General features: G+C 69.4%; 14 protein-coding genes and 1 pseudogene. All 15 read left to right on the top strand.

Annotation, left to right across the window (positions count from 1 at the left end):
- The first annotated feature begins 24 nt into the window (after positions 1-24).
- Positions 25-468, top strand: coding sequence for a type II 3-dehydroquinate dehydratase (locus AC4PMY_RS18325; protein ID WP_079002503.1), 444 nt, complete (start codon positions 25-27; stop codon positions 466-468).
- Positions 469-584: 116 nt separating this feature from the next.
- Positions 585-1,148, top strand: coding sequence for an elongation factor P (efp, locus tag AC4PMY_RS18320; protein ID WP_056005785.1), 564 nt, complete (start codon positions 585-587; stop codon positions 1,146-1,148).
- Positions 1,145-1,561 (top strand): transcription antitermination factor NusB, encoded by a 417-nt coding sequence (gene nusB, locus AC4PMY_RS18315; RefSeq protein ID WP_064293834.1) that lies wholly within the window; start codon positions 1,145-1,147, stop codon positions 1,559-1,561. The genes efp and nusB overlap by 4 nt, the downstream gene beginning before the upstream one ends.
- Before the next feature lie 2 nt (positions 1,562-1,563).
- On the top strand, positions 1,564-1,974 hold the full coding sequence (locus AC4PMY_RS18310) for a VOC family protein (protein ID WP_064293835.1): 411 nt from the start codon (positions 1,564-1,566) through the stop codon (positions 1,972-1,974).
- A gap of 68 nt (positions 1,975-2,042) precedes the next feature.
- Positions 2,043-2,588: pseudogene (pyrR, locus tag AC4PMY_RS18305) on the top strand (bifunctional pyr operon transcriptional regulator/uracil phosphoribosyltransferase PyrR); the annotation flags it as partial.
- Positions 2,585-3,544, top strand: coding sequence for an aspartate carbamoyltransferase catalytic subunit (locus AC4PMY_RS18300; RefSeq protein ID WP_064293837.1), 960 nt, complete (start codon positions 2,585-2,587; stop codon positions 3,542-3,544). The pseudogene pyrR and the gene AC4PMY_RS18300, both read left to right, overlap by 4 nt.
- Positions 3,537-4,904, top strand: coding sequence for a dihydroorotase (locus tag AC4PMY_RS18295; protein ID WP_064293838.1), 1,368 nt, complete (start codon positions 3,537-3,539; stop codon positions 4,902-4,904). The genes AC4PMY_RS18300 and AC4PMY_RS18295 overlap by 8 nt, the downstream gene beginning before the upstream one ends.
- A complete protein-coding gene (locus AC4PMY_RS18290) occupies positions 4,904-5,491 on the top strand; it encodes a PH-like domain-containing protein (RefSeq protein WP_491623343.1) in 588 nt (195 codons plus the stop codon). Before AC4PMY_RS18295 ends, AC4PMY_RS18290 begins: the two co-directional genes overlap by 1 nt.
- A 2-nt stretch (positions 5,492-5,493) precedes the next feature.
- Positions 5,494-6,660, top strand: coding sequence for a glutamine-hydrolyzing carbamoyl-phosphate synthase small subunit (carA, locus tag AC4PMY_RS18285; protein ID WP_064293840.1), 1,167 nt, complete (start codon positions 5,494-5,496; stop codon positions 6,658-6,660).
- Positions 6,660-9,950: a carbamoyl-phosphate synthase large subunit gene (carB, locus tag AC4PMY_RS18280; RefSeq protein WP_491623342.1), complete on the top strand. Its 3,291-nt coding sequence runs from the start codon at positions 6,660-6,662 to the stop codon at positions 9,948-9,950. The genes carA and carB overlap by 1 nt, the downstream gene beginning before the upstream one ends.
- Positions 9,947-10,792 carry an orotidine-5'-phosphate decarboxylase gene (pyrF, locus tag AC4PMY_RS18275; RefSeq protein WP_491623341.1) on the top strand — a complete coding sequence of 282 codons (846 nt, stop codon included), beginning with the start codon at positions 9,947-9,949 and terminating at the stop codon, positions 10,790-10,792. The genes carB and pyrF overlap by 4 nt, the downstream gene beginning before the upstream one ends.
- A gap of 28 nt (positions 10,793-10,820) precedes the next feature.
- The gene (gmk, locus tag AC4PMY_RS18270; RefSeq protein WP_064293842.1) at positions 10,821-11,699 is read left to right on the top strand and encodes a guanylate kinase; all 879 of its coding nucleotides are present in this window, start codon (positions 10,821-10,823) and stop codon (positions 11,697-11,699) included.
- Positions 11,700-11,767: 68 nt separating this feature from the next.
- Positions 11,768-12,025 carry a DNA-directed RNA polymerase subunit omega gene (gene rpoZ, locus AC4PMY_RS18265; RefSeq protein WP_056005756.1) on the top strand — a complete coding sequence of 86 codons (258 nt, stop codon included), beginning with the start codon at positions 11,768-11,770 and terminating at the stop codon, positions 12,023-12,025.
- Between the two features lie 201 nt (positions 12,026-12,226).
- A complete protein-coding gene (gene metK, locus AC4PMY_RS18260; RefSeq protein WP_064293843.1) occupies positions 12,227-13,420 on the top strand; it encodes a methionine adenosyltransferase in 1,194 nt (397 codons plus the stop codon).
- A 26-nt stretch (positions 13,421-13,446) separates the two neighbouring features.
- Positions 13,447-15,381: a primosomal protein N' family DNA-binding protein gene (locus AC4PMY_RS18255; protein ID WP_254773579.1), complete on the top strand. Its 1,935-nt coding sequence runs from the start codon at positions 13,447-13,449 to the stop codon at positions 15,379-15,381.
- Positions 15,382-15,408: the final 27 nt, after the last annotated feature.

Genomic DNA, 15,408 nt, shown 5'->3' with positions numbered 1-15,408 from the left:
GTCCCGAACGGATACCCTCGACTCATGACCACCGTACTCGTCCTCAACGGACCGAACCTCGGGCGCCTCGGCAGCCGTGAACCCGACGTCTACGGCTCGGCCGACCTCGTTGCGCTGCGCACCGTGCTCGAGGCCGACGCGGGCGACGGGACGCGGATCGACCTGCGCCAGACGGACGACGAAGGCGAGCTGATCGGCTGGCTCCACGAGGCCGTCGACTCCGGCACGTCCGTGATCCTCAACCCCGCGGCGTTCACCCACTACAGCTACGGGCTCCGTGACGCGGCGGCCATGGTCACGAAGGCTGGCCTCCTGCTCGTCGAGGTGCACCTCTCGAATCCGCACGCCCGCGAGGCCTTCCGTCACACGAGCGTGATCTCCGGTGTCGCGACCGGCGTGATCGCCGGTTTCGGCTTCGACTCGTACCGCCTCGCCCTCGACCTCGTGGTGCGCCGCAGCGCCGAGTGACGTGCGCGGCGCCCTGGTCCACCACGGGTGCATTGGTCACGGGTCCTCGCAGCGGTTACACTCGTTCGTTGGGTCGTATCCGGCCGCACACTTTCCACGAACGGACATTCTCGCGCATGGCTTCTACCGCTGACATCAAGAACGGCATCGTCCTGAACATCGACGGGCAGCTCTGGACGGTGATCGAGTTCCAGCACGTCAAGCCGGGCAAGGGTGGCGCGTTCGTCCGCACCAAGATGAAGAACATCATGACCGGCAAGGTCGTCGACAAGACGTACAACGCCGGCACGAAGATCGACGTCGAGAACGTCGACCGCCGCGACTTCACCTACCTGTACGCGGACGGCGACTCCTTCGTCTTCATGGACAAGAGCGACTACGACCAGATCACCATCCCCGCCGTCGTCGTCGGCGACACCAAGAACTTCCTCCTCGAGAACCAGGACGTCACGGTCGCACTCAACAACGGCAACCCGCTCTACGTCGAGCTCCCCGCGTCGGTCATCCTCGAGGTCACCTACACGGAACCCGGGCTCCAGGGCGACCGCTCGACCGGCGGCACGAAGCCGGCGACCGTCGAGACCGGCTACGAGATCCAGGTCCCGCTCTTCCTCGAGACCGGCACCAAGGTCAAGGTCGACACCCGTACGGGTGACTACCTCGGTCGCGTCAACGAGTGAGCGCTCGCACCAAGGCGCGCAAGCGCGCCCTCGATCTGCTGTACCAAGCCGACGTCCGTCAGCAGACCCTCGCTGAAGTCCTGTCCGCGGAAGCGTCTCGCGCCGTCAGCGAGCCCGACCGCCAGGCCTCGTGGTTGTATGCGCGAGAGATCGTCGACGGCGTCGGTGACCACGCCGAGGAGATCGACGAGCAGATCGAGACGTACGCGCAGGGCTGGACGCTCGCGCGGATGCCCACGGTCGACCGGGCCATCCTCCGGATCGCGATCTGGGAGATCCTGTTCAACGACGAGGTGCCGCACGGCGTCGCCATCGACGAAGCGGTCGAGGCGGCCAAGACGCTGTCGACCGACGACTCGGCCGGCTTCATCAACGGCCTGCTCGGCAAGATCTCGCAGATCAACCCGCGGTGACGATGAGCGACGAGAACGGTGCAGCCCTGCCGCTGAAGCGCGTGCACCACATCGCGATCATCGCCAGCGACTACGAGCGCTCCAAGCACTTCTACACCTCGGTGCTCGGCTGCGAGCTGCTCACCGAGGTGTACCGGGCCGAGCGCGACTCCTGGATGGGCGACCTCGCCCTGAACGGTCAGTACCTCATCGAGTTGTTCTCCTTCCCTGACCCGCCGGCGCGCGCATCCGGGCCCGAAGCGCTCGGGCTGCGGCACCTCGCCTTCGCCGTCGACGACGTCGACGCCGGCCACGCGCGGCTGGTCGAGCTGGGTGTCCGCGTCGAAGACGTCCGGATCGACCCGCACACCTCGCGCAAGATGCTGTTCTTCTTCGATCCCGACGGCCTCCCGTTGGAGCTCTACGAGGCCTGATCCGACTGCTAGGCTCGGGTGTTGACCAAGACAACCTTTAAGACCGTCCAGAGAGGCGGAGAAGGGAGTCGGCGATGAGCGCACGTACCGTGCTGCACGAAGCTGACATCGCGCGGGCGTTGACTCGGATCTCCCACGAGATCCTCGAGTCCAACCGCGGAGCAGACGACCTCGTGATCCTCGGCATCCCGACGCGCGGGGTCATCCTCGCGAAGCGGATCGCCGCCACGATCTCCTCGATCTCGGGCGCGACCATCGTCTCGGGTGCACTCGACGTCACGATGTACCGCGACGACCTGGCGAAACACCCGACCCGTGCACCGCAGCCCACGACACTGCCGCCGCAGGGGATCGACGGGCGCACGGTCGTCCTCGTCGACGACGTCCTGTACTCGGGACGCACCATCCGCGCCGCACTCGACGCGTTGACCGACCTGGGCCGCCCACGCGTCGTGCGGCTCGCCGCGCTCGTCGACCGCGGGCACCGCGAGCTCCCGATCCGGCCCGACTTCGTGGGGAAGAACCTGCCCTCCTCGCAGGCGGAGCGCATCTTCGTCCGGCTCACCGAGTTCGACGGCGACGACTCCGTGACGATCGAGGGGAGCGGCGAATGAGGCACCTGCTGTCGACGAAGACCCTCACCCGCGACGAGGCGATCGAGATCCTCGACGTCGCGGAGGACATGGCCGAGACGCAGTTCCGTGAGGTCCGCAAGCTCCCGACCCTCCGTGGGAAGACGGTCGTCAACCTCTTCTTCGAGGACTCGACCCGCACGCGCATCTCGTTCGAGGCTGCCGCAAAACGGCTGTCCGCAGACGTCATCACCTTCAGCGCGAAGGGGTCGAGCGTCTCGAAGGGCGAGAGCCTCAAGGACACCGCACAGACCCTCGCCGCGATGCACGCCGACGCCGTCGTGATCCGACACTCCGCCTCCGGTGCGCCGCAGACCCTCGCCGACAGCGGGTGGATCGACGCAGGCATCCTGAACGCGGGGGACGGGACGCACGAGCACCCGACGCAGGCCCTCCTGGACGCGTTCACGATGCGCAAGCGCCTCCACGGCGAGCGTTCCCGCGGTCGCGCGCTCGACGGGGTGGCGGTGACGATCGTCGGCGACATCCTGCATTCCCGGGTCGCCCGCTCGAACGTCTGGCTGCTCGACACGCTCGGCGCCGAGGTGACCCTCGTCGCCCCGCCGACACTGCTTCCGGTGGACCTCGGCCCGTGGCCGGCCACCGTCCGCTACGACCTGGACGACGCGATCGCCCAGCGTCCCGACGTGCTGATGATGCTCCGGATCCAGTCCGAACGCATGCGCGCCGCCTTTTTCCCGAACAGCCGGGAGTATTCCAGGCGCTGGGGGCTCGACGACGAGCGACTCGCCCGCCTCGATCCGGCTAGCATTGTCATGCACCCCGGGCCGATGAACCGCGGTCTGGAGATCTCGTCCGGGGCAGCCGACTCACCCCGGTCGACCGTCCTCGAACAGGTCGCCAACGGGGTGTCGGTCCGGATGGCCGCGTTGTACCTGCTGCTGTCCGGCGATCGAGAGGAATCCACCCGTGTCTGAGCCCACTTCGAATCACGACGCCACGCTGATCACCGGAGCGACGCTCGCCGACGGGACACGCACCGACCTCCTCCTGCGCGACGGACGGATCGCGGAACGCGGCTCCGGGCTGAGCGCCGTCGGCGCGACCGTCGTCGATGCAGACGGCCTCCTCGCTCTCCCCGGGCTCGTCGACCTCCACACGCATCTCCGGGAACCCGGGTTCGAGCAGAGCGAGACGGTGCTCACCGGTACGCGTGCCGCAGCCGCCGGCGGCTTCACCGCGGTGTTCGCGATGGCCAACACCTCGCCGGTGGCCGACACGGCCGGGGTCGTCGAGCAGGAACAGTCGCTCGGTGAACGCGCCGGGTACGCGACGGTGCAGCCGATCGGTGCCGTGACGGTCGGCCTCGCCGGAGAGCGGCTCGCCGAACTCGGCGCCATGGCCTCCTCACGTGCCGAGGTCCGGGTCTTCTCGGACGACGGTCTCTGCGTGTCCGACCCGCTGCTCATGCGCCGCGCGCTGGAGTACGTGAAGGCCTTCGACGGCGTGATCGCCCAGCACGCGCAGGAACCCCGGCTCACCGTCGGTGCGCAGATGAACGAGGGCGCCCTCTCCGGCGAACTCGGGCTCACCGGGTGGCCGGCGGTCGCCGAGGAGTCGATCATCGCCCGCGACGTCCTCCTCGCCGAGCATGTGGGTTCCCGCCTCCACATCTGCCATGTCTCGACGGCAGGGTCCGTCGACGTCATCCGCTGGGCGAAGGCCCGAGGCATCCCCGTCACGGCCGAGGTCACGCCGCACCACCTGCTGCTCACGGAGGAGCTGGTGGCGAGTTACGACGCCCGGTACAAGGTGAACCCGCCGCTGCGACGGGCGGAGGACGTCCAGGCGCTGCGCGAGGCCCTCGCGGACGGCACGATCGACATCGTCGCGACGGACCACGCACCGCACCCGGTCGAGGCCAAGGACTGCGAGTGGGACGCCGCCGCGAACGGCATGGTGGGCCTCGAGTCCGCCCTCTCCGTCGTGCACGCGTCGATGGTCGCGACCGGGCTCCTGGACTGGAACGACGTCGCCCGGGTGCTCTCGGCGACGCCGGCGAGGATCGGACGGATCACCGGGCAGGGGGCTTCGATCGAGGCCGGAGCTCCGGCGGAGGTCGTGCTCTACGACACCGCCGCCACCCGTCCGTTCGGCACGGCCGACCTTGCCGGCAAGGGCGTGAATTCGCCCTACCTCGGCCTGGAGCTGCCGGGCCGCGTCGTCGCCACCTTCCACCGTGGCTACGCGACCGTCCTGGACGGCGCCGTGCTCCCGACGGAGCAGGTCGCGGCGGCAGCACGCCGCGCCGCGCGATCCGCGGAGGTCGAGCGCTGATGGACGGGCGGATCCTCGCGGCCGTCCTCGTCGCCCTCGTCCTCCTCGGCATCCTCGCCCTCATGGGCCTCGCCTGGCGACGCCGCGTCGCGCGCGACGCCCAGGTCGGTCCCCTCGCAGAGCTCCCCGACCCGCGGCCGGTCCCGTCACTGACGGTCGAGGTCCTCTACGTCGCGACGTCGAAGCACGACCAGCCGCTCGAACGGCTGGCGTTGCAGGGACTGCGCTACCGATCCCGGGTCACGCTCGAACTGGGCGCCGCCGGAGTCGTCGTCGACGTCCCGGGGGAGCGGCCGACGTTCATCCCGGCGACGAGCATCGTCGGCGTCGACCAGACCAACCTCACGATCGACCGGGTCGTCGAGCGGGGCGGGCTCATCCGCCTGAGCTGGCGTCCCGTCCCGACGGTGATCGCGGACAGCACCTTCCGCGTCCTCGAGCAGGCGGACCGCGCCCGCATCATCGACATCGTCACGAGCATCATCCCCGCCGCGGACGCCGGACTCCGGCCGACCGGCACCTCAGACACCCTCGCCGACGTCACCTCGGCCGACGACTCCACCCCACCGCCTCACGAGAGGGCTTGACCATGACCTCCTTCACCCCACCCAGTCCAGCGGTACTCGTCCTCGAGGACGGCAACCGCTACGTCGGGCACGCCTACGGCGCGACCGGCCGCACGCTCGGCGAGGTCGTCTTCGCCACCGGCATGACCGGCTACCAGGAGACGCTGACCGACCCGTCCTACGCCGGACAGATCGTCCTGATGACCGCGCCCCACATCGGCAACACCGGCGTCAACCGCGAGGACATGGAGTCCGCCCGTGTCTGGGTCGCCGGATACGTGGTGCGCGACGCGTCGCGCGTCGTCTCCAACTTCCGAGCGGACCGCTCGCTCGACGACGAACTCGTCCAGGACGGCGTCGTGGGCATCAGCGGCATCGACACCCGCGCGGTGACGAGGCACATCCGTTCCGCCGGTTCCATGCGCGGCGGCGTGTTCTCCGGTGAGGACTTCGAGTTGTCCGGCGCCGAACAGCTCAGTCTCGTCCGCGCCGGCGCGCAGATGGCCGGTCTGAACCTGTCGAGCCAGGTCTCCACGACCGAGCAGTACACCGTGCCGGCGGTGGGGGAGCGCGTCGGTTCCGTCGCGGTCCTCGACCTCGGCGTCAAGACGTCGACGCTCAACCACCTCGCCGCTCGCGGCTTCGACGTCGTGGTGCTGCCGCAGTCGGTGACCTCGGCCGAAGTCCTCGCGCTCGAACCGTCCGCCCTGTTCTTCTCCAACGGACCCGGCGACCCGGCTGCGAGCGACGCGCACGTCGCCCTCCTGCAGGACGTGCTCCGCGCGGGCGTCCCGTACTTCGGCATCTGCTTCGGCAACCAGCTGCTCGGCCGCGCGCTCGGATTCGACACCTACAAGCTGCCGTTCGGCCACCGCGGGATCAACCAGCCGGTCCTCGACAAGGCGACCGGTCGGGTGGAGATCACCTCGCAGAACCACGGCTTCGCGGTGGACCTGCCGATCGAGGGCCGCCACGAGACGCCCGCCGGGTTCGGCCTCGCGGAGGTCAGCCACTACAGCCTGAACGACGAGGTCGTCGAGGGCATCAACTGCATCGACATCCCCGCGTTCTCGGTCCAGTACCACCCCGAGTCCGCCTCGGGTCCGCACGACGCGGTCTACCTCTTCGACCGGTTCCGCGACCTCGTGACCGGCCACGCCACCACTTCCAGCACCAAGGAGAACAACTAGTGCCCAAGCGCGACGACATCAACAGCGTCCTCGTCATCGGCTCCGGGCCGATCGTCATCGGGCAGGCCGCCGAGTTCGACTACTCGGGCACCCAGGCATGCCGCGTGCTGCGCGAGGAGGGCGTCCGCGTCATCCTCGTCAACTCGAACCCGGCGACCATCATGACCGACCCCGACTTCGCCGACGCGACCTACGTGGAGCCGATCACCTGGCAGGTCATCGAGACGATCATCGCGAAGGAGAAGCCCGACGCGATCCTCCCGACCCTCGGGGGCCAGACGGCGTTGAACGCCGCGATCCAGCTGCACGAGCACGGCATCCTCGAGAAGTACGACGTCGAGCTCATCGGCGCGAACTTCGAGGCGATCAACAAGGGCGAGGACCGCCAGATCTTCAAGCAGCTCGTGCTCGACGCGGGCGCGGACGTGGCCCGCTCGTACATCGCCCACACGGTCGAGGAGGCCGTCGGCTACGCCGAGGAGCTCGGCTACCCGCTGGTCGTCCGCCCCTCGTTCACCATGGGCGGCCTCGGCTCAGGCTTCGCGTACACCGAGGCGGAACTGCGCCGGATCGTCGGTGACGGCCTCCACCAGAGCCCGACCACCGAGGTGCTCCTCGAGGAGTCGATCCTCGGCTGGAAGGAGTACGAGCTCGAGCTCATGCGCGACACGGCCGACAACACCGTCGTCGTCTGCTCGATCGAGAACGTCGACCCGGTCGGTGTGCACACCGGGGACTCCATCACGGTGGCCCCCGCCCTGACGCTGACGGACCGCGAGTACCAGAAGCTCCGCGACATCGGCATCGACATCATCCGCGCGGTCGGCGTCGACACCGGCGGCTGCAACATCCAGTTCGCGGTCGACCCGGCCGACGGCCGCATCATCGTCATCGAGATGAACCCGCGCGTCTCGCGCTCGAGTGCCCTCGCCTCGAAGGCGACCGGCTTCCCGATCGCGAAGATCGCGGCGAAGCTGGCCATCGGGTACCGACTCGACGAGATCCCGAACGACATCACGAAGGTCACGCCCGCGAGCTTCGAGCCCACGCTCGACTACGTCGTCGTGAAGGTCCCGCGCTTCGCGTTCGAGAAGTTCCCCGCCGCCGACCCGACGCTCACGACCACCATGAAGTCGGTGGGTGAGGCGATGGCGATCGGACGCAACTACGCCACCGCCCTGCAGAAGGCGCTGCGGTCGCTCGAGAAGCGCGGTTCCAGCTTCCACTGGAGCGACGAGTCCCGCAGCGTCGAAGAGCTGCTCGAGGTCATGAAGACCCCGACCGACGGCCGCATCGTCGTCGTGCAGCAGGCGCTCCGCAAGGGTGCCACCGCCGAGCAAGTCTTCGAGGCCACCAAGATCGACCCGTGGTTCATCGACCAGATCGTCCTCATCAACGACGTCGCCGACTGGATCGCCGCGGCGGACCGCCTCGACACCGAGGTGCTCCGGACCGCGAAGAACCACGGCTTCTCGGACGCGCAGATCGGTCAGCTGCGCGGGTTCGGCGAGCAGGAGGTGCGTGAGGTCCGCCACATCCTGGGTGTCCGCCCGGTCTACAAGACGGTCGACACGTGCGCCGGCGAGTTCCCGGCCCTCACCCCGTACCACTACTCGAGCTACGACACGGAGACCGAGGTGGTCGCGAGCGACCGCCGCAAGGTGGTCATCCTCGGGTCCGGCCCGAACCGCATCGGCCAGGGCATCGAGTTCGACTACTCCTGCGTGCACGCGTCCTTCGCGCTGCAGGCCGCCGGTTTCGAGACGATCATGATCAACTGCAACCCGGAGACCGTCTCGACGGACTACGACACGAGCGACCGGCTCTACTTCGAGCCGCTCACGCTCGAGGACGTCCTCGAGGTCATCCACGCCGAGAGCGAGTCGGGCGAACTCGTCGGTGTCGTCGTCCAGCTCGGCGGCCAGACGGCGCTCGGGCTCGCGAAGGGTCTCGAGGCCGCAGGCGTCCCGATCCTCGGCACCACGCCGACCGCCATCGACCTCGCCGAGGAGCGCGGCCAGTTCCAGGAGATCCTGGACGCCGCCGGCCTCGTCGCACCGAAGAACGGCACCGCGGTGGAGATCGAGGGTGCGCTGCGCGTCGCCGAGGAGATCGGCTACCCGGTCCTCGTCCGCCCGAGCTTCGTGCTCGGCGGACGCGGCATGGAGATCATCTACGACAGCGCATCACTCACGGACTACTTCGTGCGCATCGAGGACCAGGGCATCGTGGGCCCGGCCCAGCCGCTGCTCGTCGACCACTTCCTCGACGACGCGATCGAGATCGACGTCGACGCCCTGTTCGACGGCGAGGAGCTCTACATCGGCGGCGTCATGGAGCACATCGAGGAGGCCGGTATCCACTCGGGCGACTCGAGCTGCACCCTGCCGCCCGTCTCGCTCGGTCGCGCCGAGATCGACCGCGTGCGGAACGCGACGCTCGCGATCGCCCAGGGGATCGGCGTGCGTGGTCTCCTGAACGTCCAGTTCGCGATCGGCGCCGGCATCCTCTACGTCATCGAGGCGAACCCGCGTGCGTCCCGCACGGTGCCGTTCGTGTCGAAGGCGCTCGGCATCCCGCTGGCCAAGGCCGCTTCGCTCATCATGACCGGCGCGACGGTGGCCGAGCTCAAGGACTCGGGGCTCCTGCCCCCGGTCGACGGATCCCGCGTCCCGATCGACTCCCCGGTGTCGGTCAAGGAGGCCGTGCTGCCCTTCAAGCGCTTCCGCACGAAGGACGGCCAGATCGTCGACAGCGTGCTCGGCCCGGAGATGCGCTCCACCGGCGAGGTGATGGGCATCGACAAGGACTTCCCGCGCGCGTTCGCGAAGAGCCAGGAGGCGGCCTACGGCGGCCTGCCGTCGAGCGGAACGGTGTTCGTCTCGGTCTCCGACCGCGACAAGCGTTCGATCATCCTGCCGGTGCTGCGCCTCCAGCAGCTCGGGTTCGACATCCTCGCGACCGACGGCACGGCCGAGGTGCTGAACCGGAACGGCATCAGTGCCCGAACGGTGCGCAAGTACAGCGAGACCACGGCCGCGGGCGAGGACGACTCGATCGTCGACCTGATCAACCGCGACGAGGTCGACATGGTCATCAACACCCCGAGTGGCCGGTCGGCTCGCGCGGACGGCTACGAGATCCGCGCGGCCGCCGTCGCGGCCGACAAGCCGCTCTTCACGACGATCGCGCAGCTCACCGCCGCGGTCGGCTCCTTCGAGGCGCTCGGCGGTGGCTTCGAGGTCCGCTCGCTCCAGGAGTACGCACTCGATCGGGCTGCGCGCTCGTGACGGCTTCCTTCGGAACCCGGCTGGACGAGGTCTTCGTCCGGTCGGGCCGACTCTGCGTCGGCATCGATCCGCACCGCTTCCTGCTCGAGGCGTGGGGCCTGCCTGACACCGCCGCCGGCGCAGGGGCCTTCGGCCTCGCCGTCGTCGAGGCCGCAGCCGGTCGCGCCGGGATCGTCAAGCCGCAGGTGGCGTTCTTCGAACGGTTCGGATCGGCCGGGTACATCGCCCTCGAAGGGGTCCTCGCAGCGGCACGCGACGCCGGGCTCCTCGTGATCGGCGACGCCAAGCGCGGCGAGATCGGGACGAGCATGGAGGGCTATGCCGAGGCGTGGCTGACCCCCGGTTCACCGCTGGAGGTCGACGCCCTCACCGTGAACCCCTATCTCGGCTTCGGCTCACTGCACCCGGCACTCGAGCTCGCCGAGCAGCACGGCAAGGGCGTGTTCGTGCTGACGGCGACCTCGAACCCGGAGGGTCGCGACGTCCAGCTCGCCGAGGACAGCGCCGGCCTCACCGTCGCGGCGTCGATGCTCGACGAGATCGACCACTGGAACGCACGGCACCACCCCGGGTCGACCGGTTCGATCGGCGCGGTCATCGGTGCCACGCTCCGTCTCGAGGAGTTCGGCCTGACGGCGGTACCGCCGACGACCACGCTCCCGATCCTGGCACCCGGTTTCGGCCACCAGGGAGCCGCGGTCGCCGACCTCGGATCCATCTACGGCGACCTCGCGCCGGGCGTCATTGTCTCCGAGTCCCGGAGCATCCTCGCCGCCGGACCCTCGGGGATCGCGGACGCCGTCGAACGTTCCGTCTCAGCCGTGAGGAGCGCCCGTGGTTGACCAGGAGCAGGACCAGCCCAGCAGGAACATGCCGGAGGTCGACCGGGCCGCCGCGTCACGTGAGGCCGTTCGCAAACGTCGCGCCCGCGCGACCGTCAAGGCCTCCATCGCCTCCGGCGCCCGCACCCCGTTGGAGGTGCTCGACGCCGCGACCGCCGATCCGGACGGCATCGAGGGCGGCATCCGCATCACCGAATACCTCCTCAGCATCCCGAGTGTCGGCGTCACCAAACTCGGGCGGATCCTCGAATCGCTCGGTATCTCCTCGGTCAAGCGCCTGGGCGGTCTCGGTCGACTGCAGCGGGATCGCCTCCGCGCCTTCATCGCAGAGCGCTACCCGGGCACGGCGCGCAGCCGACTCGTCGTGCTCGCCGGTCCGACGGCCGTCGGCAAGGGGACGGTCGCCGCGTACATTCGCGACCACTACCCGGAGGTGCACCTCTCCGTCTCGGCCACGACGCGCAAGCCGCGGCCTGGGGAGCAGCACGAAGTGAACTATTACTTCGTGACCGACGACGAGTTCGACGGCCTCATCGAGGGCGACCGCCTGCTCGAGCACGCCACGGTCCACAACGCGTACCGCTACGGCACGCCACGCGAGCCGATCGAACGTGCGCTCGCAGCCGGCGACAGCGCGCTGCTCGAGATCGACATCCAGGGCGCCAGGCAGGTCCGGGAGGCGATGCCGGAGGCGACCCTGGTGTTCCTGCTGCCGCCGAGCTGGGACGAACTGGTCCGTCGACTCGTCGGACGGGGCACCGAGGACGAGGAGGAACGGGAGCGCCGACTGCGTACTGCGAAGGTCGAACTGGCCGCCGCGGACGAGTTCGACCACCGTGTCGTCAACGACGACGTGGCCCGCGCGGCCCAAGAGGTCGTAGACTTGATGAAGATTCACGGGGATTGACGTCCGACGCGCACCCCGCATCGATCCGATCTTCCCCGAACACAACCACACGAGGAGTGTGAACCTGCATGGCTGACAAGCTCAAGGGCATCATCGACCCGCCCATCGACTCCCTGCTCACCAAGGTCGAGTCCAAGTACGCACTCGTGATCTTCGCGTCCAAGCGCGCGCGCCAGATCAACGACTACTACGCCGACCTCCACGAGGGCAGCCTGTTCGACAACGTCGGGCCGCTGGTCGACTCGTCCGTCGAGGACAAGCCGCTCTCGATCGCGATGCACGAGATCAACGAGGACAAGCTCCAGATCAAGCCGATCGCCGAATAACGCTTCACCACGACGAATCCGCCGGGCGCCAGACGACCGGCGGATTCGTCGTGTCGGGCCCGTTCCCACCACCGCGACGCCCTGCGTCACAGGCGGACGACGTGTCCGAGGCCTCGACTAGAGTGATCAACGGTCGGGCCCCGGAACACCACGACGGCCGATCCCTCCACCATCGCATCACCACTTCCGACGGGAGACCGCATGACCGAGCTGCGCCTGTTCACCTCCGAATCCGTGACCGAGGGGCATCCCGACAAGATCTGCGACCAGATCTCGGACAGCATCCTCGACGCGCTCCTCGAGGTGGATCCGCGCAGTCGAGTCGCCGTCGAGACGCTCGTCACCACCGGGCTCGTCCATGTCGCCGGTGAGGTCTCCACGAGCGGCTACGTCGACATCCCGACGATCGTCCGCGAGCGCATCCGGTCCATCGGCTACACCTCGTCCGACATCGGATTCGACGGCGACTCCTGCGGCGTGAGCGTGTCGATCGGCTCGCAGTCCGCCGACATCGCCGCCGGAGTCGACCACGCCTTCGAGTCCCGCGAGCAGTCCAGCGTCGACGCCTACGACCTCCAGGGCGCCGGCGACCAGGGCATCATGTTCGGGTTCGCGACCACCGAGACGCCGCAGTACATGCCGCTGCCCAGCTGGATCGCGCACCGTCTCGCAGAGCGACTCGCCGAGGTACGCAAGTCCGGCCAGCTCGACTACCTGCGCCCGGACGGCAAGACCCAGGTCACCATCGGGTACGACGGCTTCCTCCCGAAGACCGTGGAGACGGTCGTGGTCTCCACGCAGCACAATCCGGGTGTCTCCACGGAGCAGCTGCGCCGCGACGTCCAGCGTCACGTCATCGAACCGGTCCTCGCGACGGTCGAGCTCGACAGCTCGAACGTGACGCACCTGATCAACCCGACCGGCATCTTCGTCGTCGGTGGCCCGATGGGCGACGCCGGGCTCACCGGACGCAAGATCATCATCGACACCTACGGCGGAGCGGCTCGACACGGCGGTGGGGCCTTCAGCGGGAAGGACCCGTCGAAGGTGGACCGCTCGGCCGCGTACGCCATGCGCTGGGTGGCGAAGAACGCGGTCGCCGCCGGATTCGCCGAACGTCTCGAGGTGCAGGTCGCCTACGCCATCGGCAAGGCCGCGCCGGTCGGACTCTACGTCGAGACCTTCGGGACGGCCCATGTGCCGGAGGCCGACATCACGCGCGCGATCCGCGACGTCTTCGACCTCCGTCCGGCCGCGATCATCGCCGACCTCGACCTGATCCGCCCCATCTACGCCGCCACGGCGGCGTACGGGCACTTCGGCCGCGAGCTCCCCGACTTCACGTGGGAGCGTCTCGACCGGGTGGAGGCGTTGCGGTCAGCAGCCGGGCTGTAGCCGTGGTCGGCGCGAGGGTCGCGAGGGTGGTGCTCGACTCCCCGTTGCCACAGCTCGACCACCTGTTCGACTACGCCATCCCCGACGAACTGGCTGACGACGCCGTGCTCGGCGCGCGCGTCTCGGTCCCGCTGCGCTCGGCGGGTCGGTCGGCGAACGGGTTCATCGTCGACCTCGCCGACTCGAGCGAGTTCGGCGGAGCGCTCAGCCCCTTGAGCTCGGTCGTCTCGTCGGTGCCGGTCCTGACCCCGAGCCTGTGGACGCTCGCACGCCGTGTCGCGGACCGCAGCGCCGGCAGCGCCATGGACGTCCTGCGTCTCGCCATCCCGCCGCGACAGGTCCGGGTCGAGAAGACCTGGACCGCCGCGACCCCGCCGGAACCTCCGTCGGTCGAGCGGCGCACCGTCCCGGGGTACGCCCCCGGCACCCTCGACCGTCTCGCGCTGGGGGAGCGGTACGCGATCAGCGCGATCCCCACCCTGACCGCGACGAGCGCGGGCGTGTGGCTCCCGGACTGGTCGTTCACGCTGGCGGCTCTCGCCGTGAACCAGCTGTCCGAGGGGAGGAGTGCGATCCTGTGCGTCCCCGACTACCGGGACGTCGAACACCTCCTGGCGGCGCTCGACGACCTCGGTGTCGGTGCCGCGGTCGCGAGGGCTGATGCGAAGCAGACCCCGGCTGCTCGCTACCGCGCCTACCTGGACGGCCTGCATCCGGTGCCCCGGATCGTCGTCGGCAACCGGTCGGCCGTCTATGCACCGGCGCACGACCTCGGACTCATCGCCCTCTGGGACGACGGCGACCCCCTCCACCAGGAGCAGCTCGCCCCCTATGTGCACGCCCGCGACGTCGCGTTGACCCGGCAGGAGATGAGCGGCTCCGCCCTCGTCTTCGCCGCGCACTCACGCAGTACCGAGGCGCAGCGACTCGTCGAACTCGGCTGGCTGCGCGAGGTCGCACCGACCCCGCCGATACGCCCGAGAGTCGTCGTGTCCCGGGCGAGCGGCGACGACGCCATGACGAGCCAGGCGAGGATACCGTCGAGCGCCTGGCGCGCAGTCGACGAGGCGCTGCATCACGGACCCGTGCTGGTCCAGGTCGCGCGGCCGGGGTACGCGCCGCACCTCGCCTGTCGACGGTGCGGGACGAGGGCCCACTGCTCGGTGTGCCACGGTCCACTCCAACTCGCCACAGCCCGTTCGCAGCCCTCCTGCCGGTGGTGCGGTCACCTCGCGGCAGGGTGGTCGTGCGAGACCTGCCACGACACCGCGTTCCGTGTCACGGCCGCCGGCACCGGCCGGACCGCCGAAGAACTGGGCCGGGCGTTCCCCCGGTACCGGGTCGTGGTGTCGGACGGCGACGCCCCCAAGTTCGACGTCGGTCCGGAGCCGGCGCTGGTGATCGCGACCCGAGGCGCGGAGCCCGTCGCAGCGGGCGGCTATGCCGCCGTCCTCCTGGTCGACGCCGACCGCATGCTGGCGCGGGAGTCACTCCGTGTCGCCGAGGACTGCCTACGGTGGTGGTCGAACGCCGCAGCCCTGGCCGCTCCACGCGCGCCGGTGCTGCTGATCGGCGTCGAGGCCCCCGTGGCGAACGCCTTCGCCCTCTGGCAGCAACCGCGGTTCGCGAGCGAGGAGCTCGCCGAGCGCCGAGAGCTCGGGTTCCCTCCCGCGGTCCGGAGCGCGACCCTCACCGGCACCCGCGACGCCGTCGACGCCGCTCTCGCCGCGCTGCCCGCCGAGTACCGGAGCCGCGTGCTCGGCCCGACCGTCGACGAGGCGGGCGACAGCGTCGCGATCCTGCGGGTCGACTACGGCCATGCCAGGGCGGTCGCCGAGCAGTTGCGGGCGACCGTGGTCGCGCAGGCGGCGAAGCGTCGACGGCCGACCCCCGGCAGGCGGGCGCCGAAAGCCCCGCCTACACTCAGAGTACGATTCGACGATCCGGAGATGCTGTCATGATCCACCCCGTCCACGAAGTCCGAACCG

This window comes from Plantibacter sp. MDV22-iso1 (genome assembly GCF_058408345.1).
This window is presented reverse-complemented; position numbering and strand designations above follow the sequence as displayed.